The sequence below is a fragment of the Streptomyces sp. NPDC059567 genome, assembly GCF_042735655.1.
Taxonomy (GTDB): domain Bacteria; phylum Actinomycetota; class Actinomycetes; order Streptomycetales; family Streptomycetaceae; genus Streptomyces.
In genome coordinates this window covers 153,599-174,933 of record NZ_JBHWBS010000004.1, presented here as the reverse complement: position 1 = coordinate 174,933, position 21,335 = coordinate 153,599, and the positions used below count along the sequence as shown (strand labels likewise).

At 72.2% G+C, this 21,335-nt stretch carries 19 protein-coding genes; 6 read left to right on the top strand and 13 right to left on the bottom strand.

The features are described 5' to 3' along the window. Positions 1 to 95: 95 nt before the first annotated feature. The 5 genes from ACFVZW_RS04080 to ACFVZW_RS04060 form a co-directional block, all read right to left on the bottom strand. Entirely contained in the window at positions 96 to 749 is a 654-nt protein-coding gene (locus tag ACFVZW_RS04080; RefSeq protein WP_384516407.1) for a CBS domain-containing protein, read from the bottom strand. Positions 750 to 835: 86 nt separating this feature from the next. Then, the gene (locus ACFVZW_RS04075; RefSeq protein WP_384516404.1) at positions 836 to 2,074 is read right to left on the bottom strand and encodes a glycoside hydrolase family 64 protein; all 1,239 of its coding nucleotides are present in this window, start codon (positions 2,072 to 2,074) and stop codon (positions 836 to 838) included. A 91-nt stretch (positions 2,075 to 2,165) separates the two neighbouring features. Continuing rightward, positions 2,166 to 2,723 (bottom strand): exonuclease domain-containing protein, encoded by a 558-nt coding sequence (locus ACFVZW_RS04070; RefSeq protein WP_384516401.1) that lies wholly within the window; start codon positions 2,721 to 2,723, stop codon positions 2,166 to 2,168. 156 nt (positions 2,724 to 2,879) lie between these two features. Next, positions 2,880 to 3,545 carry a GntR family transcriptional regulator gene (locus tag ACFVZW_RS04065; protein WP_384516399.1) on the bottom strand — a complete coding sequence of 222 codons (666 nt, stop codon included), beginning with the start codon at positions 3,543 to 3,545 and terminating at the stop codon, positions 2,880 to 2,882. A 67-nt stretch (positions 3,546 to 3,612) separates the two neighbouring features. Next, positions 3,613 to 4,788, bottom strand: coding sequence for a CaiB/BaiF CoA transferase family protein (locus ACFVZW_RS04060; RefSeq protein ID WP_384516396.1), 1,176 nt, complete (start codon positions 4,786 to 4,788; stop codon positions 3,613 to 3,615). A 137-nt stretch (positions 4,789 to 4,925) separates the two neighbouring features. Here ACFVZW_RS04060 and ACFVZW_RS04055 point away from each other — a divergent pair, with 137 nt between their 5' ends. Beyond that, a complete protein-coding gene (locus ACFVZW_RS04055; protein WP_384516393.1) occupies positions 4,926 to 6,131 on the top strand; it encodes an acyl-CoA dehydrogenase family protein in 1,206 nt (401 codons plus the stop codon). 84 nt (positions 6,132 to 6,215) lie between these two features. On the opposite strand, the gene ACFVZW_RS04050 is transcribed toward ACFVZW_RS04055, so the two are convergent. Further along, positions 6,216 to 6,755, bottom strand: a complete 540-nt coding sequence (locus ACFVZW_RS04050; protein WP_384516390.1) for an FBP domain-containing protein — start codon at positions 6,753 to 6,755, stop codon at positions 6,216 to 6,218. Between the two features lie 38 nt (positions 6,756 to 6,793). Next, positions 6,794 to 8,263 carry a PLP-dependent aminotransferase family protein gene (locus ACFVZW_RS04045; protein WP_384516387.1) on the bottom strand — a complete coding sequence of 490 codons (1,470 nt, stop codon included), beginning with the start codon at positions 8,261 to 8,263 and terminating at the stop codon, positions 6,794 to 6,796. A 115-nt stretch (positions 8,264 to 8,378) separates the two neighbouring features. On the opposite strand from ACFVZW_RS04045, the gene ACFVZW_RS04040 reads away from it, so the two are divergent. Continuing rightward, a complete protein-coding gene (locus ACFVZW_RS04040; protein WP_384516385.1) occupies positions 8,379 to 8,564 on the top strand; it encodes a hypothetical protein in 186 nt (61 codons plus the stop codon). 169 nt (positions 8,565 to 8,733) lie between these two features. Here the strand turns inward: ACFVZW_RS04040 and ACFVZW_RS04035 are convergent, their stop codons facing one another. Next, entirely contained in the window at positions 8,734 to 10,131 is a 1,398-nt protein-coding gene (locus ACFVZW_RS04035; protein WP_384516382.1) for a DUF6777 domain-containing protein, read from the bottom strand. A 93-nt stretch (positions 10,132 to 10,224) separates the two neighbouring features. On the opposite strand from ACFVZW_RS04035, the gene ACFVZW_RS04030 reads away from it, so the two are divergent. After that, positions 10,225 to 11,547 (top strand): streptophobe family protein, encoded by a 1,323-nt coding sequence (locus tag ACFVZW_RS04030; RefSeq protein WP_384516380.1) that lies wholly within the window; start codon positions 10,225 to 10,227, stop codon positions 11,545 to 11,547. Between the two features lie 71 nt (positions 11,548 to 11,618). On the opposite strand, the gene ACFVZW_RS04025 is transcribed toward ACFVZW_RS04030, so the two are convergent. The 3 genes from ACFVZW_RS04025 to ACFVZW_RS04015 are packed head-to-tail and all read right to left on the bottom strand — an operon-like array spanning position 11,619 to position 16,091. Continuing rightward, positions 11,619 to 12,614, bottom strand: coding sequence for a serine/threonine-protein kinase (locus ACFVZW_RS04025; RefSeq protein ID WP_384516375.1), 996 nt, complete (start codon positions 12,612 to 12,614; stop codon positions 11,619 to 11,621). Continuing rightward, on the bottom strand, positions 12,611 to 13,315 hold the full coding sequence (locus ACFVZW_RS04020) for a hypothetical protein (protein WP_384516373.1): 705 nt from the start codon (positions 13,313 to 13,315) through the stop codon (positions 12,611 to 12,613). Before ACFVZW_RS04020 ends, ACFVZW_RS04025 begins: the two co-directional genes overlap by 4 nt. 19 nt (positions 13,316 to 13,334) lie before the next feature. Beyond that, entirely contained in the window at positions 13,335 to 16,091 is a 2,757-nt protein-coding gene (locus tag ACFVZW_RS04015) for an FHA domain-containing protein (RefSeq protein WP_384516370.1), read from the bottom strand. A gap of 110 nt (positions 16,092 to 16,201) precedes the next feature. Between ACFVZW_RS04015 and ACFVZW_RS04010 the strand changes: the two genes are divergently transcribed. Next, positions 16,202 to 16,927: a TetR/AcrR family transcriptional regulator gene (locus ACFVZW_RS04010; RefSeq protein ID WP_384516367.1), complete on the top strand. Its 726-nt coding sequence runs from the start codon at positions 16,202 to 16,204 to the stop codon at positions 16,925 to 16,927. Here the strand turns inward: ACFVZW_RS04010 and ACFVZW_RS04005 are convergent. Further along, positions 16,896 to 17,702 (bottom strand): class II aldolase/adducin family protein, encoded by an 807-nt coding sequence (locus tag ACFVZW_RS04005; protein WP_384516365.1) that lies wholly within the window; start codon positions 17,700 to 17,702, stop codon positions 16,896 to 16,898. The two genes, ACFVZW_RS04010 and ACFVZW_RS04005, sit on opposite strands and share 32 nt — an antisense overlap. 155 nt (positions 17,703 to 17,857) lie before the next feature. Here ACFVZW_RS04005 and ACFVZW_RS04000 point away from each other — a divergent pair, with 155 nt between their 5' ends. Next, on the top strand, positions 17,858 to 18,553 hold the full coding sequence (locus ACFVZW_RS04000) for a ThuA domain-containing protein (RefSeq protein WP_384516363.1): 696 nt from the start codon (positions 17,858 to 17,860) through the stop codon (positions 18,551 to 18,553). Positions 18,554 to 18,895: 342 nt separating this feature from the next. Further along, a complete protein-coding gene (locus tag ACFVZW_RS03995; protein WP_384516360.1) occupies positions 18,896 to 20,287 on the top strand; it encodes an NADP-dependent succinic semialdehyde dehydrogenase in 1,392 nt (463 codons plus the stop codon). A 25-nt stretch (positions 20,288 to 20,312) separates the two neighbouring features. Here ACFVZW_RS03995 and ACFVZW_RS03990 read toward each other — a convergent pair whose 3' ends face one another. After that, on the bottom strand, positions 20,313 to 21,326 hold the full coding sequence (locus ACFVZW_RS03990; protein WP_384516357.1) for a PHP domain-containing protein: 1,014 nt from the start codon (positions 21,324 to 21,326) through the stop codon (positions 20,313 to 20,315). Positions 21,327 to 21,335 lie beyond the last annotated feature (9 nt).

The following is a 21,335-nucleotide window of genomic DNA, read 5'->3' as shown; positions in this document are numbered from 1 at the left end:
CCCACCGGCCCCGGATCGGGCGGGCCCGCGGCGGACGCCTGAGGGGCCCGCCGGCCCGGGCCCGGCGGCGCCCTGCCGCCGGCCCCGCTCCGCTGTCAGGGAAGGGGCGGAGCCTCGGCCTCGGCCGGAGCGTCGCTGTCGCCCTTGTCCTGATCCTCGTCCTCGTCCTCGTAGGACAGCCGGTCCACGACCTCGACCACGCCGTCGACGCTCTCGCAGAGCCGGACGAACACCGGTGCGATGCTCTTGCGCTCCAGCGTGCCGCTGAGCGTCACCCGGCCCTCTTCCACGTCGATGTGGAGCGAGGCTGGCGAGATACCCAGGATGCGCATGACCACGTCCTCCAGGATCTCCTCCTGGATCGCGCGGTCGCGCCGCAGGAACAGCTGGAGCAGATCGCTCCGGCTCAGCACCCCGATGAGCTGCCCGCCCGCGTCCACCACCGGCAGCCGCTTCACCCGGTGCCGCTCCATGAGCCGGGCCGCCTCGATCGCCGTCCAGGAAGGGCGGGCCACCACCACGGGGCTGGACATCATGGCCCCCGCGGTGCTCGGCCCGCCCTTGGCGGTGTGGCGGCGCAGCAGATCCGCCTCGGACACCACGCCGACCGGCCGGTTGTCCTCGTCGACCACCGGCACCGCCGTGATGCCGTACTCGTCGAGCAGTCGCGCGATCTCCTTGAACGACGTCCCCGGCTGCACGGCCACCGCGGTCGGCGTCATCAGGTCGGCCACACTGCGGTTCCGCATGGTCGGTTCCGTCCCTTCTCCGCTCCTTCGTCCATGATCCCTCACGCGGAGCCGGAGGAGGAGCAGGAGCCCGGGACGGCGGGAGGCTAGTCGAACGGGTCGAGCGTCACGTACGCCTGTCGCGGGTCGCCGTCGTGCACCAGGGACTCGTGGGCGCCGACGTCGTCGAAGGCGAAGCCGTACGCCTTGCCGTCCGCCATCTGCGCGTGGATCTTGCGCGAGTAGTGGTTCGTCACGCCGTCCTGGTAGAAGCCGGCGGCCGACGTGTCCGGCTGGTCGGGGTTGGTGAGCAGGGTGGAGCGGTTGTATCCGGCGCAGAGGGTACGGGAGATGGGGCCCCGGACCTGGTCGTTCGGGGCGTCGAGGTGCTTGTAGCAGCCGAAGACGCTGTCCGAGTCGGGCTTCTGGAAGGAGGTGACGACGGCCCCCGCGCTGTTCGTGAAGTTCATGACGTTGCCGGAGACCCGGCCGTGGTACTTGACCGACGGCTGGTTCGCGAAGGGCGTCACGGTGAGCGTCGAGCCGGCGTACTTGGTCCAGACGCGATTGATGTAGTCGTCCATGACACCGGCCGGGAGCGCGCCCGCCTCGATGCCGTGGCCGGGCGCGAGGGCCCGCAGTACGGTCCCGTCGCTCCGGGTCTGGACGAGGCCCGCCCAGCCGCCGGGCTGGCCCCTGAGCGCGTCGAAGAAGCCCTTGTAGCCACCGGGCTTGAGCCGGCCCGTGGTGGCGACGCTTCCGTCGGGCCGCTTGACGCCGACGGCGTACGGGGCCGAGACCATGTCGACCTGGGTGCTGTTGAGCCAGAGTCCGGAGTCGTTGAGCGTGTACTCGGACCAGTTGAAGAGGATGTTCCGGTTGGGGTCGCCGGGGTTCTGCACGGCCGGCTGCACGAGGCCGCCCGTCGCGAGCTTGAAGACGAGCTTCTGGCCGTAGCTGAAGTAGATCCGTCCGGAGAACTTCGGCAGACGGATCGTCATGGACCCACCGCTCGCCGGGCCTGCGATCGATGCGTCGGGCGCGGGGACGGGGACGGAACCCCCGGCGGGCCAGGGATGGAAGGTGCCGTTCGCATCCGCCCAGCCCTGGCGGCCGGTGGAGAGTTCGGTGCCGAGGTTGTAGACGTACACCTGCTCTCCGCGGCGCGAGTTGTTCGTGAACGTGAGCGGGATCGTGGCGGGGACGGCGGCCGAAGCGGCGGCGGAGTCGGTGACGGCCGCCTGGACCGTGGGGGAGGGGCCGGCGACGGTCACGGCGGTGCCGACGAGGGCGGCGGCGGTGACCGGGGCGAGCAGCGCGAGCCTGCGTCGATGGCGGGAAGGCATGGGAGGGCTCCTCGGGGTGGGGGTCATGAGGGAGCTGAGAGCGCTCTCAGAATGGTGAGCGTGTGATGACCCTGTCAACCTTCTGAACGGTTTACGCGGGCCAGAAGCCGCGCTCGTTCAACCGCAGAACGAGCGCGGCGATGTTCCAGGCGTCGTCCTCGCCCCGGTGGTGCCGGCCCTCCAGCGGGATTCCCGCGATCTCCAACGCACGTGCCATGCCCGGGCGTTTGGGCAGGTCGTTCGCCTCGGTGAAGACCGCTTTGGCGTTGGTGTGGCGGTGCCCGAAGGGGTACTCCGTACCCGTCACCCGGCACTGGTGCGTGAACTGATTGCGGTCGTAGTCGCCCCAACTGGCCCACGGGCGGGCCCCGGTGGCGTGCTCGGCGGCGAGCAGTCGACAGGCGGCGGCGAAATCCAGACCGGTGTCCACCTCCGCCTGGGTGAGTCCGGTCAGCTCCGTGCAGAACGAACTGACCGTCGAACGCGCGGGCTTGACGAGCACTCGGTGCCGGCCGATCCGTTCGCCGGCGTCCAGATCGACGACGGTGAGGCCGATCTCGATGATCTCGCTCACCGCTCCCGGCGGCCGCTTCCCCTCCCAGCAGGTCGCCTCGACGTCGACGATGTTCAGCAGGCGTCCATGGTCCATGCCGTCGAGGCTAGAGGTGGTGATACGGAAGGGGCATCCCGATTTTCCGCCCGGTGGCTGCCCACAGCGCGCCGGCGAGTCGCCGTCACTCCCGGTCGGGCCCTCACCCGGGGCCGCCGCCACTTCAGGGCGGCGCCACCACTCCGGCTCGCTGCCTCAGTCCAGATCCAGGACGTCCCGCAACGCCGCGACCGCGTGCGCCCGGTGATCGCTCAGCTCGCGCACCGCCGCGTTCTCGTCGCCGTGGCGCACCGCCGAGATGACGGCCCGGTGCTCGTGCACGGCCAGTTCCCGGTTCGGGACCTCCGTGTAGTACAGCGAGCGGTAGGCGTCCGTGGCGTCCCACAGCGTGCCGATGAGGCGGACCAGGCGCGGCATCCCGGACGCCTCGATCAGGGTGAAGTGGAAGCGGCGGTTGGCCGCCGCCATCGCCGTCACGTCCCCGGCGTCGGCGGCCCGTTCCACCTCCCGCTGGATCCCCTCCAGCGTGGCCACCAGCCCGTCCTCGCCGCGGACGACGGCAAGCCGCACCGCCTCCGTCTCGAGCAACTCCCGGATCCGGTAGATCTCCTCCAGGTCCGCGAGGGACAACTCGGCGACGAAGTAACCCCGGTGGATGTGGTGCACCACCAGACCCTCGGCCTCCAGGGTCTTCAGGGCTTCGCGCAGCGGCACCCGGCTGACGTCGAGCCGGGCGGCGAGCGCGTCCTGGCGGATCTGGCCGCCGGGCCGCAGCTCGCCGGTGGTGATGGCGCGCCGCAGCTCCTCGAGGACGAACTGCTGGGCGGTCGGCGGCCGCCGCTTCTGCACCGCGCTGCTCATCGCCTGTGACCTTTCTTCGGTTCCCTGACCGGCGCGCGGTCCCGCGGCGCCGGATCCGTACATCTTCCTATGGCTTGCGGGGGAGAAGTCCCAGCTCGGCGAGGAGGGACTCGGTGTGCTCGCCCAGGCGCGGGGGAGCGGCGCGGTAGGCAGGCGGGGTCGCGCCGAACGAGATCGGGTTGACGACCTGGCCCGGGCCCGCCGCCTCGGTGGGGACGCGGGGTTCGAGGCCGAGACGCTCGGCCAGGCCGAAGGCGGCGGCGAGATCGTTGATCGGCCCGCAGGGCACGCCGGCGGCGGTCAGCTCCTCGAACCAGCTGTCGGCGGTCCGCTCGGCGAGCGGACCCGCCAGGGCCCGGAGCAGCTCCTCGCGGTGAGTGACGCGGGCGGCGTTGGTGGCGAACCGGGAGTCGTCGGCGAGAGCGGCGAGCCCGAGCTTTGCGCAGAGCGTCCGGAACTGGCGGTCGTTGCCCACGGCGAGAACGAGCGGCCGGTCCTTCGCCTCGAACACCTCGTACGGGGCGATGCTGGGGTGCCGGTTGCCCATCGCTCGGGGGACGACGCCCGCGCCGAGGTACGCGGCCGACTGGTTGGTGAGCGCGGACAGCAGCGAGGTGAGCAGCGAGACCTCGACACGCTGGCCTTCTCCGGTACGTTCCCGGTGGCGCAGGGCGGCGAGGACGCCGAGGCCCGCGTGGAGTCCGGTGATCACGTCGACGAGCGCCACCCCCGCCTTCGTACCCTGACCGCCGGGTTCGCCGGTGACGCTCATCAGGCCGCCCATGGCCTGCACGAGAAGGTCGTAGCCGGGCAGATAGGCGCCCTCGGCGGTGCCGAAACCGGTCACCGAGCAGTAGACGAGCCCCGGGTTCGAGGCCCGCACGTCCTCGTATCCGAGACCGAGCTTCTCCATCGTGCCGGGGCGGAAGTTCTCCACCAGGACGTCGGCGCGGTCGATGATCGCCCGTGCCGTATCCCGGTCCGCCGGGTCGGTCAGGTCGAGCGCGACGGAGCGCTTGTTCCGGTTCACCCCGAGGAAGTAGGTGGCCTCGTCGTTCGCGAAAGGAGGCCCCCACGCGCGCGTGTCGTCCCCGGACCCCGGCCGCTCGATCTTGATCACGTCGGCACCGAGGTCGGCGAGAAGCATCGTCATGTACGGCCCCGCCAGTACCCGGCCGAAGTCGGCGACGACGATCCCGGACAACGCGCCCGGGCCGGGCACCCCCTGGTTGTCTGCATGCATACCGCTCTCCTCCGCCCGGCGATCGGATCCACGGGGAACGTACGGATCGGAGATCAGATATTCAATACTGGATCCAAAATCCGATCTCCCGCTACGCTTCGGCACGCCGAGTAGCCGCACCCGCCTGGAGGCCGTCCGTGAAGCCGTCGCCGCAGTCGTCGAACGCGTCGAAGTCGTCCCCCGTCCACCCCTTCGATCTGTTCGCGATCGACGGACTGCTGACGGACGAGGAGCGGGAGATCCGCAGGACCGTCCGCGCGATGGCGGACCGTGAGCTGCGCCCGCACGTGGCCGAGTGGTTCGAGCAGGGCGCGATCCCCGCCCGCGAACTCGCCCGGCAGCTGGGCGGTATCGGTGTGCTCGGCATGCACCTGGAGGGCTACGGCTGCGCGGGCACCAACGCCGTCGCGTACGGTCTGGCCTGCCTGGAGCTGGAGGCCGTCGACTCGGGGCTGCGGAGCCTGGTCTCCGTCCAGGGCTCGCTCGCCATGTACGCGATCTGGAAGTACGGCTCGGAGGAGCAGAAGCAGCAGTGGCTGCCCGGGATGGCGGCCGGCGAGTACATCGGATGCTTCGGGCTCACCGAGCCGGACGCGGGGTCGGACCCCGGATCCATGCGCACCCGCGCCAAGCGGGACGGCGGGGACTGGGTGCTCAACGGCACCAAGATGTGGATCACGAACGGCTCGGTCGCCGATGTCGCGGTCGTCTGGGCCCGCACCGACGAAGGAGTGCGCGGCTTCCTGGTGCCCGCCGGCACCCCCGGATTCAGCGCCCCCGAGATCAAGCAGAAGCTGTCGCTGCGCGCGAGCGTGACCAGCGAGCTGGTCCTGGAGGACGTACGCCTGCCGGCGGACTCGATGCTGCCGGAGGCACGCGGCCTGTCCGGCCCGCTCGGCTGTCTGAACGAGGCCCGCTTCGGGATCGTCTTCGGTGCCCTCGGCGCCGCTCGCGACTGCCTGGAAGCGGCGATCTCGTACGCGGGCGACCGCATCGTCTTCGAACGGCCCCTCGCCTCCTACCAGCTGACGCAGGCGAAGCTCGCGGACATGTCCCTGGAACTCGGCAAGGGCATGCTGCTCGCGCTGCACCTGGGGCGCCTCAAGGACGCGGGGACCCTCACCCCCGAGCAGGTCAGTGTGGGCAAGCTGAACAACGTACGGGAGGCCATCGCCGTCGCCCGCGAGTGCCGGACGATCCTGGGCGCGAACGGCATCACCCTGGAGTACCCGGTGATGCGCCACGCCAACAACCTGGAGTCGGTGCTCACCTACGAGGGCACCAGCGAGGTCCACGCCCTGGTCATCGGCAAGGCGCTCACGGGCGAGCAGGCCTTCCGCTGATCCCCGCCGCCCGGGGCGCCGCGGGGCGGCAGACGACGAGGTGGCCTTCTAGGGGGTGTCCGGCCCCGATCCGTCGGTCACGCCCTAGCCTGCCGTGACCTTCGCCAGGAAGGCGTCGAGGTTCGCGGTCATCCGCTCGATCCGCCCCTCGACGGTCAGCGACTCCTCGTGGCGCCCGGCCCGCAGCTTGGGCTGCCGCTTGCCGCGGACGTAGAGGGAGCACGCCAGGTCGGCGCAGACATAGATGCCGACCGTGTTCCCCTCGCGCCCCCGGCTGCCGGCGAGCGGCGCCGCGAGCAGGGTCACGCCCGACGAGGCATGCCCCGTGAGACATACCTGGCAGAGGCTGGACTTGACGGCGCTGGTACGGCTCGTCGCGGGCACCCGCAGCGTGATGCCGAGCGGGCCCTCCGCACGGGGGACGACGAGATGGGCGCGCAGCGGCGCGCCCGGGTCGACCCAGCCGAGGAAGTCGAGGTCCTGCCACGGGAGTTCGGCGAAGTCGAGCGGCAGCTTGAGCCGGCTCGCCTCGCCCTTCGTGCAGTTCACGAACGACGAGCGGATCTGTTGGTCGGTGAGAGGTTCCACTCGGTGGACCGTACACGGACCCGTGGGTCGGGGCATCCGGATTTCGCCCCGCCCGGCCGCCGCCCTGTCGCGCCTCAGGCCACCCAGTCCGGCAGGTCCGGGTCCGAGATCCGGGCCGGAGCTCCCGACAAGGCCGCCGCCAGGCGCTCGGCCGCCGTGTCGTAGACGTCGGCCGGGAGCGCGAAGGGAAGGCGCAGCCGGTGCTCGTGGGTGCCCGGATCCACCCCGAACCGGGCGCCGCCCTCGACCCGCACGCCGTGCCGCAGCGCCCGTCCCGCCAACGAGGAGGCGATCGGACGGCCCAGGTCGATCCAGAGGCACAGCCCGCCGGCGGGCTGGGTCCAGTGCCACTCCGGGACATGGCGCGCGAGCGCCGTCGTCAGCGCCTCGCGGCGCCTGCGCAGCTCCTCCGCGCGGCGCGGCAGCATGGTGTCCAGCCGGTCGATCAGCTCGGCGGCGACCAGCTGGTCGAGGACGGAACCCGCCAGATCCGCGGTGATGCGGACCCGAGCCAGCTCGGTGACCACCCGTGCCGACGCCCGGGCCCAGCCGACCCGCAGCCCGCCCCAGCAGCCCTTGCTGAGCGAACCGACACTGATGATCTGCTCGCCGTGCCCGGGCCCCGCGACCGCCGCGAAGGGCCGAGGGGCCGGCACGTCCAGGGCGATGTCGGCGAGCGTCTCGTCGACCACGAGCCAGGTGCCGGTGGCATGCGCCGAACGCGCCACCTCACGGCGCTGGGCCTCGGGCATCAGATGCCCGGTCGGATTGTGGAAGTCGGGGATGAGATAGGCGAGTCGGGGCGCGGTCTGGCGCAGCGCCGCCTCGATCAGCCCGCTGTCCCACCCGGATTCGGTGACCGGTACCGGGGTGATGCGCAGCCGCCGGCCGCGCATGGCGTCCAGGGCGTTGGTGTACGAGGGGTTCTCGGCGAGCGCCCTGTCGCCGGGGCCGCCGAGCAGTGCCAGGGCGAGGGACACCGCCTGCTGGGCCCCGGTCGTGACGAGGATCTGTTCGGGGCGGGTGGGCAGGCCGCGCCGCGTGTAGCGGTCGGCGATGGCGCTGCGCAGCTCCGGTAGCCCGAACGGGTGGTACCCCTGGGCACGTGCGTAGCGCGGGAGCTCGGCCGAGGCCGTGGCGAGTGCTTCGGCGAGTTCGTCGATCGGGGCCTCGGGTGCGGCGAGCGCGAGGTCGATCGCGGCGTCCGAGTGGCCGTGGAACGTCGCGAGGCTGATCGGCGCCTGATTGTCCGGGAGTGCCGTCCAGGTGCCCGCGCCCCGTCGGCTGTGCGCGTATCCGCTCTCCCGCAGCAGGTCGTAGGCGCCGGTGACGGTCGTACGGCTCACCGTCAGCGCCGTGGCCAGCTCCCGCTCGGCGGGCAGCCGCATCCGCAGCGCGACCCGTCCGTCGAGGAGGGTCTCCCGGACGGCGCGGGCCAGCTCCCGGTAGCCGAACCTGCCCTCCGGCGGCCGGGTGAGCAGCGCCGCCAGCTGGCGGCCCGTCAGCGTGCGGTCCGCAGTGCGGACCACTCGACCCTCTGCCATGCCAATCACTCCTCATTGGCTCTGCTGTCCAGGCCAATAAGTCTACAGACTCCTTCTCAGTGGCCTGGTCACCACGTCCCGAGAGGGACGGAGGGGAATTGAAGGGAGACGAGCGATGTCCGGACACCTCACCGACCGTGACGAGAGGATGTGGCAGCGGCGGGCCGAGGAGCGGGTGGCGGAGCCCCTGCGGATCGGCGCCTGGATCCGCGGAGTCGGTTCCGTGATCGCCCGCCGCCAAGGGCCCGGCCGGCGCACCGCGATGGCCGCGTCCCGGCCGCATCCCTGCGAGCCGGCGTGACCACCGAGGACACCCGTGGTGCCGAGAGCCGCCGGATCGTCGTCGGGATGTACTGCGGCGCAGTAGGGAGAACCCCGTACCGGACGGCGCCGGTACGGGGTCGGTGTCACGGTCGGAGCGGGTTACGCCGGCCGTGACGGGGTCCACCGCGGCCGCGGGGGACGGCCGGTCATACGACCGACTGGGCCTCCGGCCCGGGCAGCGGAACCGGTCCGGGCTGCGGAACCGTCCCGGGGGACGAGCCGGTGATGCTCGACCCGGGGGCGACCGGGGTGGTGACGGAGGTCTCGGGATTCACCGCCGGGGCCGACCGGTCGGTCGTCCCGTCCGTCGCGTCGCCGGTCGTGCCGTCCGTGGTCTCGCCCGAGGTCGTCCCGTCCGTCGCCGGATCCGACTTCGGCGGCGAGACGGACCCCTCCGTGGCGGGTGCGGACGTGGTGGCGGTGCCCGTGGGGCACGGCCTCCCGGTCTCGCCACCCCGCGGCGTCACACAGGTCGCAGGCGTGGACTCGGACGTCGAAGGGGAGCCGGTCCCCGAGTCGGAGATCGACGGTGACGGGGGAGCCGTCGGCCGAGTGGTCGGCTTGTCCTGCTTCCCCTTGTGGTCGCCGGGCTTGCGTGCGAACCAGCCGTCGTCCTCGGGGTCGTAGACGACGAAGACGTTCACCACCTGCACCGAGGGTGCCACGACGACCACTTGGGACGGCTGGTAGCCCGGCCAGGCGGTACCGGTCGTCTTCGGTGCCTTCTGGGGGACCGGAGTCGTCAGCGGATTGCCGCAGGCGCAGCGCACCCGGGGCACCCCTCGGTCGTCGACCAGCACCGCCGTGCCGGCCTGGAGCACCGCCTGGTACGGGTTGGCGGCGCCGCCCCGGTAGCCGTGGTTGGTGACACGGGTGTCGACCCGCAGTTGAAGCGGGGTCAAGGAGCGGAGATAGCCGGGGACTTCGTTGGCGGAGATCTTCTGGACCGAGGCGAAGGCCGCGTTCTTGGCCGGCTCGTCGGTCAGATAGCGGACCTGCTGCTCGACGTCACAGCTCGCCACGTTGCGCGTACCGCCGTACAGGCCCGCCGCGGAACCGCTGACGCTGCGCGTGGCGTTGGCGTCCGCCGTTCGCGTCGGACTGGGCAGCGGCGCGGCCGTCGGTGAGGCGCTGGGGGTGCGGGCCGTGGACGGGGTGAACGGGTCGGGGCCCGTGGCGGAGGCGTTCTGCAGGAACACCTCGCCGCCCCCCGCGGCGCTGTCGCCACCATTGCCGTCGGGGCGGGTGAGCACGACCACCAGGGCGATGGCGGCCACCAGGATGGCGGTGATCGAGGCGACCTTGGGGACGGAACGCCACCAGGGGCCGTTCGAGCCACCGCCCGTACCCCCTGCGCCGCCTCCGTCCCCGGGGCCGCCTGGGCCGCCGGAACCGCCCGATCCGCCCCCCGAGCCGTCATGCGGCCGATCGGGGGGCGGCGGTGGACCGGCGGCCCCTGGACTGGTGCTCGGGCCCGAGAGGGGACCCGAAGGCGGACCTGAGGGGGGAACCGAGGGGCGGCCGGACGGCGGGTGGGAAGTCACGTTTTTCCCTTTCTTCCGTTCCGCGCCCATTGTGTGCGCCGAACCCGTCCCGCCCGCAAGCGGACGGCACCCGCCGGTACTAGCGTGGACAGCGTGAGCCGTCAGCCGCCCACCCCTTCCCGACCGGCGCACGGCGCCCGGCAACTCGCCCGCCAATGGGGCGAAGCCCTGGCCGCCGTCCTCGCCGGTCTCCTCGCGATGGCCGTCGTCGCCGCGCTCGGCCTCTGGGCCGCGGGCGCCGCGGACCTGCCAGGAGGCTTCGTCAGTATCGTCGCCGCGGTCGTCGTCATGGCCGCGGGCGGACAGATCGACCTCTCCGGCGACGCCGGCGCACTCGCCGGTACGAACGCCGAACTCACCGCCATGCCGCTCACGGTCACCCTCGTGGGCGCTCTGGTCACCGGTATCTGCTTCCTGCTCCCGCTCCGCCACCACGCCGTCGCCAGGACCCGTGACCTCCTCGCGCGGGCCGCCGGCACCGTCGTGCTGTGGCTGGTCGCCCTGGCCTGCCTCTCCGCCGTCGCCCAGCACGACTTCCCCGTCTCGATCGGCGGCGGCGAGACCGAGGACACAGTGTCCGACCTCTTCGGCGAACTCCTCGACGCGGCCGACCCCACCGTCGGCTTCCGCACCGACCTCGGCGCCACCCTCGGCTTCGGTCTCCTGTGGATCCTCGGCGTCCTTCTCATGGCCCTGCTGGTCTCCCGCAGCCCGTTGCCGCCCCGCCTCGTCCGCTATCAGGAAGCCGTACGCCCCGCTGCGCACGCCATGCTGCTCCTGGTGCTCGCGTACGTCGTCGTCGGTCTGGTCATCGGCATCGTCGTGGCGACCACCAGGGGCCACGCCGCCGAGACCTGGGCCGTGATCCTGCTCGGCCTGCCCAACGTCAGCTGGCTCGCCCTCGGCGTCGGCATCGGCAGCTCCTGGGAGGGCACGGTCGAGGGGCCGTTCGGGTTGCCCATGCCCCCGATTCTCGACGCCGTGCTGCGCACCGACACCGCCGGCCTCTCCACCGTGGACCTGTCCTCCCTCACCTCGTACGACTCCCGGGCCTGGTGGCTGCTCCCCGTGGCCGCCGTCCTGGTGCTGGCCGTGTCCTTCCTCGCCGCCGTCCGCTCGCCCGCCCGCACCCGGCTCTGGCAGCACGCCCTCCGCATGGGGATCGCGTTCGCCCTGACCATGCTGGTCATCACCCCCGTCACGCTCGTCGAGGCGCGGTTCGGGCTCTCCATCCTCGGCATCGGCGAACTCGAATCACTGGGCGGCCAGGTGGTACTGCGGCCCGCGGTCTGGAAGAGCGCCGGCCTCGCCCTCCTCTGGGGACTCGTCGCGGGACTCCTCGGCGGACTGCTCGCCAAACCGGTCCACCGCCGCGGCGAAGTGGACGAGGGTCGGAAGGACGCGCGTACCCACTGAAGTTCTCGCACGAGGACCGGAAGGACACGCGTACCCACTGAGTTCCTTCCCCACGGTCCGTACCTGCTGTGTCAGGACGGATCCCGGAACACCGGCCGCGCCCAGGTCGGCGGCGGGAGCGGAGGAGTCGGCGGCTGCGGACTGCGGCGCGTCCCACCGCGCTCGCCCGGCCCCTTGCCTCCCCGCTCCAGCGCCGCCCGCAGCGCACCGACGAACTCCAGGCACGTCCCGTACCGCTCCTCCGGCTCCTTGGCCAGCGCCTTCGCGAGCACCTCGTCCCCGGCCTCCGGCAGTTCCGGCCGCTCCGACGAGACCGGTGGCGGCGGATCGTACTGATGCGCCCAGAGCAGCGCCATGTCGTCGTCACGGCGGAACGGCGGCGCCCCGGTGAGCGTCTCGTAGACCACGCAGGCCAGGCTGTACACGTCGCACCGGCCGTCCACCGGCTTCCCCGAGATCTGCTCCGGCGCCACGTAGTCGAGGGTGCCCACGAACTGCCCCACCGTCGTCAGACCGGTCAGCGACAACGACTTCTTCGTGAGCCCGAAGTCCGTGAGGTACACATGCTCCGGATGGTCGCGGTCGGTTCCCTCGGCGACCAGGATGTTGCCCGGCTTCACGTCCCGGTGCACCAGATCGTGCGCGTGCGCCGCGTCCAGCGCGGACGCCACCTGGACGGCGATCCGCCCCGCCTTCACCGGCGGCAGCGCGCCCTCACGGTCCAGGAGCGCCCTCAGGTCCTGCCCGGCGACGTACCGCATCGCGATGTACAGCACGCCCTCCGTCTCGCCCGCCTCGAAGACCGGCACGATGTGCGGATGGTCGATCGCCGCGGCCACCCGCGACTCGTGGGCGAACCGCTTGCGAAAGGTGTCGTTGCGGGCCAGTTCGGGGGCGAGGAGCTTCAGGGCCACCGTCCGGTCCAGGCGCAGGTCGCGCGCCCGGTACACGACCGCCATGCCGCCGCGCCCGATCTCCGCCTCCACGACGTAGTTCGCGATCTGTTTGCCGATGAGCCCGGAATCCCGGCCGACGGGGAGATCCGCGTCCCGGGACGCGTCGGTCATCGGTCCTCACCCGGCAGGTCCTTGACGTCCACGACCTGGGTGGGCGGCGGCGGCCCGGCCGGCGGCTTCCGGGGGCCCTTCTTCGTGCCGTTCTCGTCTCCGTCGCTCTCGTCGAGCTGCGGCACCACACGCGTCGGCTGGTGCCCGGCGCCGGCTTCCTCGCCCGCGGGTACGGCGGCCGACGCCGACGGCGCGGACGAGGCCGCGTACGTGCTGAGCCCGCTCCCGTCGCAGTACACCCAGCGCTCGTGCTCCCCGTCGTACAGCCACAGCGACTCGCCGTCGACCACCATGCCGACCCTCAGCCCGAACGTGCGCCGCCGGAACGTGTCCCGGTCCGTCCCGCCCGCCGCCAGCTCCTCGGCGGCCCGCCGGAAGCGCCCCAGCGACTCCTCCGCCCGGGCGATCAGCGGCCGCGGGTCGGCGGTCCTGGCGAGCGGCTTACGGGCCTCCGGAGGGTCCACGGGCACGGAGACGAGCAGCCGGGCGTCGACCCAGGCGGCCCAGCCGTTCGAGCACAGGATCTGCCCCCAGTCGCCGACCCGCTGCAGGAGTTCCACCGGCAGGAAGGCGTCGAGCGGCACGGTGGGCAGACCCGGATCAGGGGCCTCCCAGGCGGGCAGCCCGTCACGCGGCACGACATGCGTCGGCCGGAAGTCCGGTACGTACTCCGGTACCGGGGGAGTGGCCGGGACACCCATGAACCGCCTGCCTCTCTGCTCACTTGCGCATGATCACCGGCTCCTGGCGCCGCAGCAGCCGCGCGATGACGAAGCCGAGCACGAGACAGAGCACGACCAGCATCCCCATGTCGAAGAGCCAGGCTTCCAGGGTGTGGTCCATGAGCGGATCTGTCGTCTTCTCGCTCGGCGCGGTCGTCCCGATGTCGATGGTGGCGCCCATCGCCGCGAACGCCCACCGCGACGGCACCAGCCACGCCAGCTGTTCGAGGACCGGTGTCCCGGTGACCTTGAGCAGCGCCCCGCAGAACACCACCTGGACGATGGCGAGGAGGACGAGCAACGGCATGGTCATCTCCTCCTTGCGCACCAGGGCGGAGACGAACAGACCGAGCATCATCGCGGTGAAGGACAGCAGCGCTACCGCGAGCGTGAGCTCCACGAGGGGCGGGAAGAGCACGCCCTCGCCGCCCGGCACGTTCAGCGGCACGCCGATCAGCGCGACCAGGGTCAGGACCACGGCCTGGACGACCGTGATCAGACCCAGCACCACGACCTTCGACATGAGATACGCGGAACGTGACAGGCCGACGGCTCTCTCGCGCCGGTAGATCGTGCGTTCCTTCACCAGCTCGCGCACCGCGTTGGCGGCACCCGTCAGGACACCGCCGACGCAGAGGATGAGCAGGACGTTCAAAGTCGACTCGGGGTTGAGACTGCCCTCCGACAGGGCGCGGGCCATCGCACCCATCACGAACGGCAGGGCGATCATGATGGCCAGGAACATCCGGTCGGCGGCCAGGGCGGCGACATAGCGGCGCACCAGCGTACGAAGCTGGGAGCCCCAGCTCTGCGCCTTGGGCGCCGCTCCGATCTCCGGTGCCGTACCGGCGCTCGGGAGGCTCGTCCGGTCCATCGCGTCGGCGATGTACCGCCGGTGGAAGCGGGAGGAGCGGTACTGGCCCGCCCAGTCGCGGCCGCGCTCCTTCTCGAAGGCCTCGAACGCCTCCGGCCACTGCGCGAACCCGAAGAAGTCCAATGTGTCGTCCGGCGGCCCGTAGTACGCGACCCGGCCGCCGGGCGCGAGCACCAGCAGCCGGTCGCAGACGTCCAGGCTCAGCACGCTGTGGGTGACGACGATGACCGTACGGCCGTCGTCGGCCAGCCCGCGCAGCATGTGCATCACCGAGCGGTCCATGCCCGGGTCGAGGCCGGAGGTCGGCTCGTCGAGGAAGAGCAGCGACGGCTTGGTGAGCAGCTCCAGGGCCACGCTGACCCGTTTGCGCTGACCACCGGAGAGACTGTGGATGGGCTGTTCCGCCCGTTCGCCGAGGCCGAGTTCGGCGATGACCTCGTCGACCCGGGCCCGGCGCTCGTCCGCCGCGGTGTCCTCGGGGAAGCGCAGCTCGGCGGCGTATCCGAGGGCGCGCCGCACGGTGAGCTGGAGGTGCAGGATGTCGTCCTGGGGGACGAGCCCGATGCGCTGGCGCAGCTCCGCGTAGTCCCGGTAGAGGTCCCGTCCGTCGTAGAAGACCGTGCCGCGGTCGGCCGGGCGCTGGCCCGTGAGCGCGCCGAGCAGGGTGGACTTGCCGGCGCCGGACGGTCCGACGACGGCGAGGAGACACTTCTGCCCGACGGGGAAGGAGACGTCGTCGAGGAGGGTCTTCCGGCCGCGGTCGACGGTGACCGCCAGGTCCTGGACGTCGAGGGAGATCTCGCCGGTGTCCGTGTACTCGACGAGCTGCCCGCCGATGAGGCAGAACGCGGAGTGGCCGATGCCGACGATGTCGTCCGGGGTCACACGGGCGCTGTCCACGGGATGGCCGTTGAGGAAGGTGCCGTTGTGACTGCCGAGGTCGTGGATCCAGTACGTGCCGTCCGGCTGGGCCAGCAGTTCGGCATGGCGCCGTGAGACCACGAGGTCGTCGACGACCAGATCGTTGTCCGGTCCGCGGCCGATGCGCACGGTACGGGTGGGCAGCGGCCTCACGGAGGTCGGCTGCCGGAAGGTTCCGGTGGCGGCCGGATGGGACACGGAGGAGGGCCGCGGCGGCGTCCGCGGGGGCGCGGGGGCGGGCGGTTCAGGGGTCGGTACGGGGGGAGGCGCGGGGGTCGGCGGCTCGGGGGCCGGCACGGGCGGGGGCGGGGGCGCGGGGGTGGAGGGTCCGGGCTCGTGCGGTGGCGGGGCGGGGGCGGAGGGGGCGGGTTCCGGCGTGGGCGTGGGCTCCGGCGGAGGTGTCGGGGCGGGTGCGGGGGCCGCGGGTACGGGGTGGTGCAGTTGCGTCGGCGCGGAGTCGGGCGCGTGCGGGGGCGCCGGTTCCGGTTCGTTGGCGGGCTCGCGTACGGCCGCCGTGGGTTCGGCGGTGGGGTCGTGGACGGCCGTCGGTTCCGTGGCGGGGTCGTGGACGGCCGTCGGCTCGGCTTCCGGCTCGTGCACGGCTGTGGGTTCGGCTTCCGGCTCGTGCACGGCCGTCGGCGCGGTGCCGGAGAGTACGGCGCGCGGGCCGTCCCCGGGATGCCCGAACCGTATGACCGTACCCGGGCCGACCTCGCGCACGGCGACACGGTGGCTGTCCGCGTAGGTGCCGTTCGTGCTGCCCTCGTCCTCCAGCCTCCAATGCCCCGCGACGGCCCGCAGGACCGCGTGGTGCCAGGACGTCCGGTCGTCCACGAGGACGATGTCGCTGGTGGGGTCGCGCCCGATGCGGTAGACCCGGCTCGGACTCATTACGGTCGCGTCCCCGTTCATCTCGAGGACTAGCTCGGGTGCGGCAGGCGCGACGGGCCGCTCTCCCATGGGTGAATTTTATCTTCCAGGGCGGATCCGTGCCTGCGAGAGGCGCCGGTATCGTGGTCGCCCGGTCGTGGACGAGGGGTGCCCGATCGTGGACGAAGGAGGGCCCACCCGTGCCGAAAGGTGTCACCAAGCGTCGGCCCCGGACCCGGGCCGCCCTGCTGAAGGCCGCTCTGGAGACCTTCGCGGAGCACGGATTCCACGCCACCTCCATCGAGCAGATCTGCGAGCGGGCGGGCTACACCCGGGGCGCCTACTACTCGAACTTCGCCAGCAAGGAAGAGCTGTTCCTCGCGCTCTTCGACGAGCACAGCGAGCGGACCGTGCGCCGGCTCGCGGAGGCGATCGACGCGCTGGCCGCCGAGGAGTACACGCTGGAGCGGCTGGCCGAGTTGGCCTCCCGGGTGGAGCCGGACGAGCGGGACTGGTACCTCGTCACCACCGAGTTCACCCTGCACGCCATCCGCGACCCGCAGGCGGGGTGGGTGCTCGCCCGGCACGACGCCCGGCTGCGGGCCGAGATCGCCCGCGGTCTGACGTCCGTACTCCGCCGTGCGGGGCGGGAACTCACCGTGGACGCGGACCGGTTCGCCCGGATGCTGATCGCCTTGCGCGAAGGCGGCCTGGCGCAGAGCTACGTCGAACCGGCGGAGCTCCCGCCCGGGAGCCTCGAACGGGATTTCCTCGCCCCGTTGTTGGCGGCGTCGACGCGGGAGATCGCGCCGGAGCCCGCGCCTGAGGGCGAGCGGGAGGGTGCGCGGGACGAGGGGCGGGAGAGCGGGCGGGAGGACGCGTCGGAGACGTCGGTCAGTCGAACAGGTCAGGGTCCGACGCCGTGATCTGATCCCACAGCGGGCGGGCCTGGAACCAGCCGGCGAGGTGGGTGCCGACCTGTCCGCGGGTGATCAGTGCCGTCTCGCGGTCGATGAGCTGCGGTGTGCCCGCTGCCATCGCCAACAGCTGGGCCTGGCAGGAGCGTTCCATGGTGATGAACCACCAGACGGCCTCGGCCACCGAGTGCCCGACCGTCAGCAGCCCGTGGTTCTTCAGGATGACCGCCTTGTGTTCGCCGAGCGCCTTCGCGACGCGCTCGCCCTCGTCGAGCTCGTTGACGACGCCCCGGTAGTCGTCGTAGATCCCGTGGTCCTCGAAGAAGGCGCAGGCGTCCTGGGTGATCGGATCCAGGGGGATGCCGAGGCTGGAGAACGCCTTGCCGTGCAGCGAGTGCGAATGCGCGGCGGCGACCGCGTCGGGGCGGGCGGCGTGGACCTGCGAGTGGATGACGAACGCGGCGCGGTTCACGGGACGGCTGCCGGAGAGCAGGGTGCCGTCCTGGTCCACGAGAATCAGATCGGAGGCCTTGATCTGACTGAAGCTCATCCCGAACGGGTTGACCCAGAAGGCGTGCTGGTTCTCGGGGTCGCGGACGGTGATGTGCCCGGCGACGCCCTCGGAGAACCCGAACTTCCCGAAGAGCCGGAAGCCGGCGGCGAGTTGCTCCTTGCGGTACCGGCGCTCCTCCTCGACCGTGTCGAAGGTGGGTGGCAGGGGGATGGTGACGCCCTCGGGCATGGGTCCTACGGTGGCGGCCAGGGCGGGCGGGAGAGTGCTCATGGGTGCTCCTCACGACGGGCGGGACGCGGTGCCCGCCAAAAGATACAGAGATGTATCCGATGCGCCAATGGATCGAGCGGAACGGTCTTGCGGGGGTGGGCGGCGGGTGGCTACGGTCGCGCGGAGAAAGCGCTTACCCCTAGGGAGCTGACCTCGTGGCGAACCCGGACGTCCTGATCTACACCCGCACCGCGGGCTTTCGCCACGACTCGATTCCGGTCGGAGCGGCGGCGCTGGTGGAGTTGGCGCGGGCGGTGGGCTTCGCGGCCGAGACGACCGAGGACCCGGCGGTGTTCACGGCCGAGAGGCTGGGGCGGTGCGCCGCGGTGGTCTTCCTGTCGACGACCGGCACGGTCCTGAGGCCGTCGGGCCGGGCGGCCTTCGAGGCGTACGTCCGTGGGGGCGGGGGATTCCTCGCGATCCACGCGGCGGCCAATGCGGAGCCGGACTGGCCCTTCTACGGAGAACTCCTCGGGACGCGCTTCGACGGCCATCCGGAGATCCAGCCGGGCGTGGTGTGCGTGGACGCCCACGACCACCCCGGGACGGCGTCGCTGCCGGGGCGGTGGGAGTGGACGGACGAGTGGTACAACTTCACGTCGAACCCGCGGGGGGCGGGGGTACGCGTCCTGGCGCGCGCGGACGAGTCGACGTACCGCGGCGGGACGCTGGGCCGGGACCACCCCCTGGTGTGGTGCCGCGAGGCCGACCGGGGCCGGGTCTTCTTCACGGCACTGGGTCACGCGGAGGCGGCCTACCGGGACGAGACGTTCAGGGCCCACCTGACGGGTGCGCTCCGCTGGGTCGCGGGCGGGGAATCTCCCCCACCCCACCCCTCCCCGAAACTCTGACGAGACAGGGGCTCCGCCCCGCGCCGGGGGAACCGCCCGAGGCCCCGCCCCGGTGCCCCGGCCGGTCGCCGAGAGCCGCTGGTCGCAGCAGCCGCGCCCATCCCGCCCCCGGCGACCGCCGGTGCGGGCCTCCGAAGCCGCCGCCTCGCCCCGCCGCCTGGTCCGTGCCCGTGTCCACCCCGGCTCGTCGGGCTTGCGTGCCCCCGGCCCCGGCCGGATCGCCCAAGGGCGCCGCCCCCGCCGGCCGCCCGAGGTGGCGTCACTCCCGCGCCCCCTCCCCGATTGCGGGCGTGGGTGGGGCGCGGGAGGGTTCCTGTGGGGCGGACGGGTAGAGGAGACGACATGGGTATCGCCACAGTGAACCCCGCGACCGGTGAGACGCTGCGGACCTACGACGCCCACGGGCACGACGAGGTCGAGCGGCGGATCGCCGCCGCGCACGAGACGTTCCGGCAGTACCGCACCACGTCCTTCGCCGAACGCGCCCGCCTTCTGCGGCGCGCGGCAGACCTGCTCGACGAGGACACCGAGGACATCGCCCACACGATGACCACCGAGATGGGCAAGCCGATCATCGCCGCCCGTGCCGAGGCCGCCAAGTGCGCCAAGGCCATGCGCTGGTACGCCGATCACGCCGAGGCCCTGCTCGCCGACGAGCACCCCGCCGACGCCGACGTCCACGACTCCGGGGCCGACACCGCCCGCGTCCACTACCGCCCCCTCGGCCCCATCCTCGCCGTCATGCCCTGGAACTTCCCGCTCTGGCAGGTCGTCCGGTTCGCCGCGCCGGCGCTCATGGCCGGCAACACCGGGCTCCTCAAGCACGCCTCCAACGTACCCAGGACCGCCCTCTACCTCGGCGATCTCTTCCGCCGTGCCGGATTCCCCGAAGGCTGCTTCCAGACCCTCCTCATCGGCTCCTCGGCCGTAGAGGCCGTGCTGCGCGACAGCCGGATCGTCGCCGCCACCCTCACCGGCAGCGAGCCCGCCGGGCGCTCGGTCGCCTCCATCGCGGGCGACGAGGTCAAGAAGACGGTCCTGGAGCTCGGCGGCAGCGACCCGTACATCGTCATGCCCTCCGCCGACCTGCCGCGGGCCGTCAAGACCGCCGTCACGGCTCGCGTCCAGAACAACGGCCAGTCCTGCATCGCGGCCAAGCGGTTCATCGTCCACAACGACGTCTACGACGACTTCGCCGAACGCTTCACCGCCGCCATGAACGCCCTGACCGTCGGCGACCCCCTCGACGAATCCACCGACGTCGGCCCCCTCGCCACCGAGCAGGGCCGCGCCGACCTCGAGGAGCTGGTCGACGACGCCGTACAGAAGGGCGCGACCGTCCTGTGCGGCGGAGGCCGCCCCGAGAACCGGTCCCGCGGCTGGTTCTACAAGGTCACCGTCCTCACCGGCATCACCCCCCAGATGCGCATCCACCAGGAAGAGGCGTTCGGCCCGGTGGCCACCCTCTACCCGGTCTCCGACATCGAGGAGGCCGTGGCCGTCGCCAACGACTCGCCCTTCGGGCTCAGTTCGAACGTGTGGACCCGCAACGACGAGGACATCGCCTTCTTCGTACGGGACTTGGAGGCCGGCGGCGTCTTCGTCAACGGCATGACCGCCTCCCACCCGGCGCTCCCCTTCGGCGGCGTGAAGCGCTCCGGCTACGGCCGCGAACTCTCCGGCCACGGCATCCGAGAGTTCTGCAACGCCACGACCGTCTGGCAGCGCGCCTGACCTCTCGCGGCCGAAACCGATACGGCTACCGCTCCCGCGTCCACCGCAGCAGCTCCTCCGCCGACCATGTGTTGATCACCCGCTCCGCCGGCACCCCGCACTCCTCCGCCCGCGCGCAGCCGAAGATCTGCCACTCCAACTGCCCCGGCGCATGCGCGTCCGTGTCCACCGCGAACCACACCCCGGCCTCCACCGCCTGCCGCAGCAGCCGCCGCGGCGGATCGAGGCGCTCCGGGCGGCTGTTGATCTCCACCGCCGTCCCGGACTCGACGCACGCCGCGAAGACCCGGTCCGCGTCGAAGGTCGACTCCGGCCGCAACCGCCCCCCGCTCACGAGCCGCCCCGTGCAGTGCCCGAGGACGTCCATCAGGGGGTTGCGTACCGCCCTCACCATCCGCCGGGTCATCGCCGGCGCGTCCATCCGCAGCTTCGAGTGCACCGAGCCGACCACCACGTCCAGCCGGTCGAGCAGCTCCGGCTCCTGGTCCAGCGAACCGTCCTCCAGGATGTCGCACTCGATCCCGGTCAGCAGCCGGAACGGCGCCCATTCCTCGTTCAGCCGTGCCACCACGTCCAGTTGCTCCCGCAGCCGATCCGGCGACAGCCCGCGCGCGACCTTCAGGCTCGGCGAGTGGTCCGTCAGGACCGCCCACCCGTGACCGATCCGCGCCGCCGTGCGGCCCATGTCCTCGATCGTGCTGCCGCCGTCCGACCACTCGGAGTGCAGATGGCAGTCGCCCCGCAACGCCGCCCGCAGCGCCTCGCCGCCGCTGACCTCCGGCACGGGGATCTCGGCCTCCAGGCGCTCCAGGTACTCCGGCACCCGGCCCTCAAGCGCCTCACGGATCACCGCCGCCGTCTTCGGCCCGATGCCCTTCACCGACTCGAGCGTGCCGGCTTTCGCCCGTCGCTCCGCCTCGCCGTCCGCCATCGCCGTGACGGCCGCGGACGCGGTACGGAACGCCCGGACCCGGTACGTCGGCGCCTGGGAGCGTTCGAGGAGGAACGCGATCCGGTCCAGCGCCGCCACGGGATCCATCAGCGCACC

What these genes read in the sequence shown, in the direction of transcription:
- ACFVZW_RS04080 (WP_384516407.1), bottom strand. Translation starts at nt 749, where the DNA reads ATGCGGAACCGCAGTGTGGCCGACCTGATGACGCCGACCGCGGTGGCC.
- ACFVZW_RS04075 (WP_384516404.1), bottom strand. Translation starts at nt 2,074, where the DNA reads ATGCCTTCCCGCCATCGACGCAGGCTCGCGCTGCTCGCCCCGGTCACC.
- ACFVZW_RS04070 (WP_384516401.1), bottom strand. Translation starts at nt 2,723, where the DNA reads ATGGACCATGGACGCCTGCTGAACATCGTCGACGTCGAGGCGACCTGC.
- ACFVZW_RS04065 (WP_384516399.1), bottom strand. Translation starts at nt 3,545, where the DNA reads ATGAGCAGCGCGGTGCAGAAGCGGCGGCCGCCGACCGCCCAGCAGTTC.
- ACFVZW_RS04060 (WP_384516396.1), bottom strand. Translation starts at nt 4,788, where the DNA reads ATGCATGCAGACAACCAGGGGGTGCCCGGCCCGGGCGCGTTGTCCGGG.
- ACFVZW_RS04050 (WP_384516390.1), bottom strand. Translation starts at nt 6,755, where the DNA reads ATGCCCCGACCCACGGGTCCGTGTACGGTCCACCGAGTGGAACCTCTC.
- ACFVZW_RS04045 (WP_384516387.1), bottom strand. Translation starts at nt 8,263, where the DNA reads ATGGCAGAGGGTCGAGTGGTCCGCACTGCGGACCGCACGCTGACGGGC.
- ACFVZW_RS04040 (WP_384516385.1), top strand. Translation starts at nt 8,379, where the DNA reads ATGTCCGGACACCTCACCGACCGTGACGAGAGGATGTGGCAGCGGCGG.
- ACFVZW_RS04025 (WP_384516375.1), bottom strand. Translation starts at nt 12,614, where the DNA reads ATGACCGACGCGTCCCGGGACGCGGATCTCCCCGTCGGCCGGGATTCC.
- ACFVZW_RS04020 (WP_384516373.1), bottom strand. Translation starts at nt 13,315, where the DNA reads ATGGGTGTCCCGGCCACTCCCCCGGTACCGGAGTACGTACCGGACTTC.
- ACFVZW_RS04015 (WP_384516370.1), bottom strand. Translation starts at nt 16,091, where the DNA reads ATGGGAGAGCGGCCCGTCGCGCCTGCCGCACCCGAGCTAGTCCTCGAG.
- ACFVZW_RS04005 (WP_384516365.1), bottom strand. Translation starts at nt 17,702, where the DNA reads ATGAGCACTCTCCCGCCCGCCCTGGCCGCCACCGTAGGACCCATGCCC.
- ACFVZW_RS03995 (WP_384516360.1), top strand. Translation starts at nt 18,896, where the DNA reads ATGGGTATCGCCACAGTGAACCCCGCGACCGGTGAGACGCTGCGGACC.
- ACFVZW_RS03990 (WP_384516357.1), bottom strand. Translation starts at nt 21,326, where the DNA reads ATGGATCCCGTGGCGGCGCTGGACCGGATCGCGTTCCTCCTCGAACGC.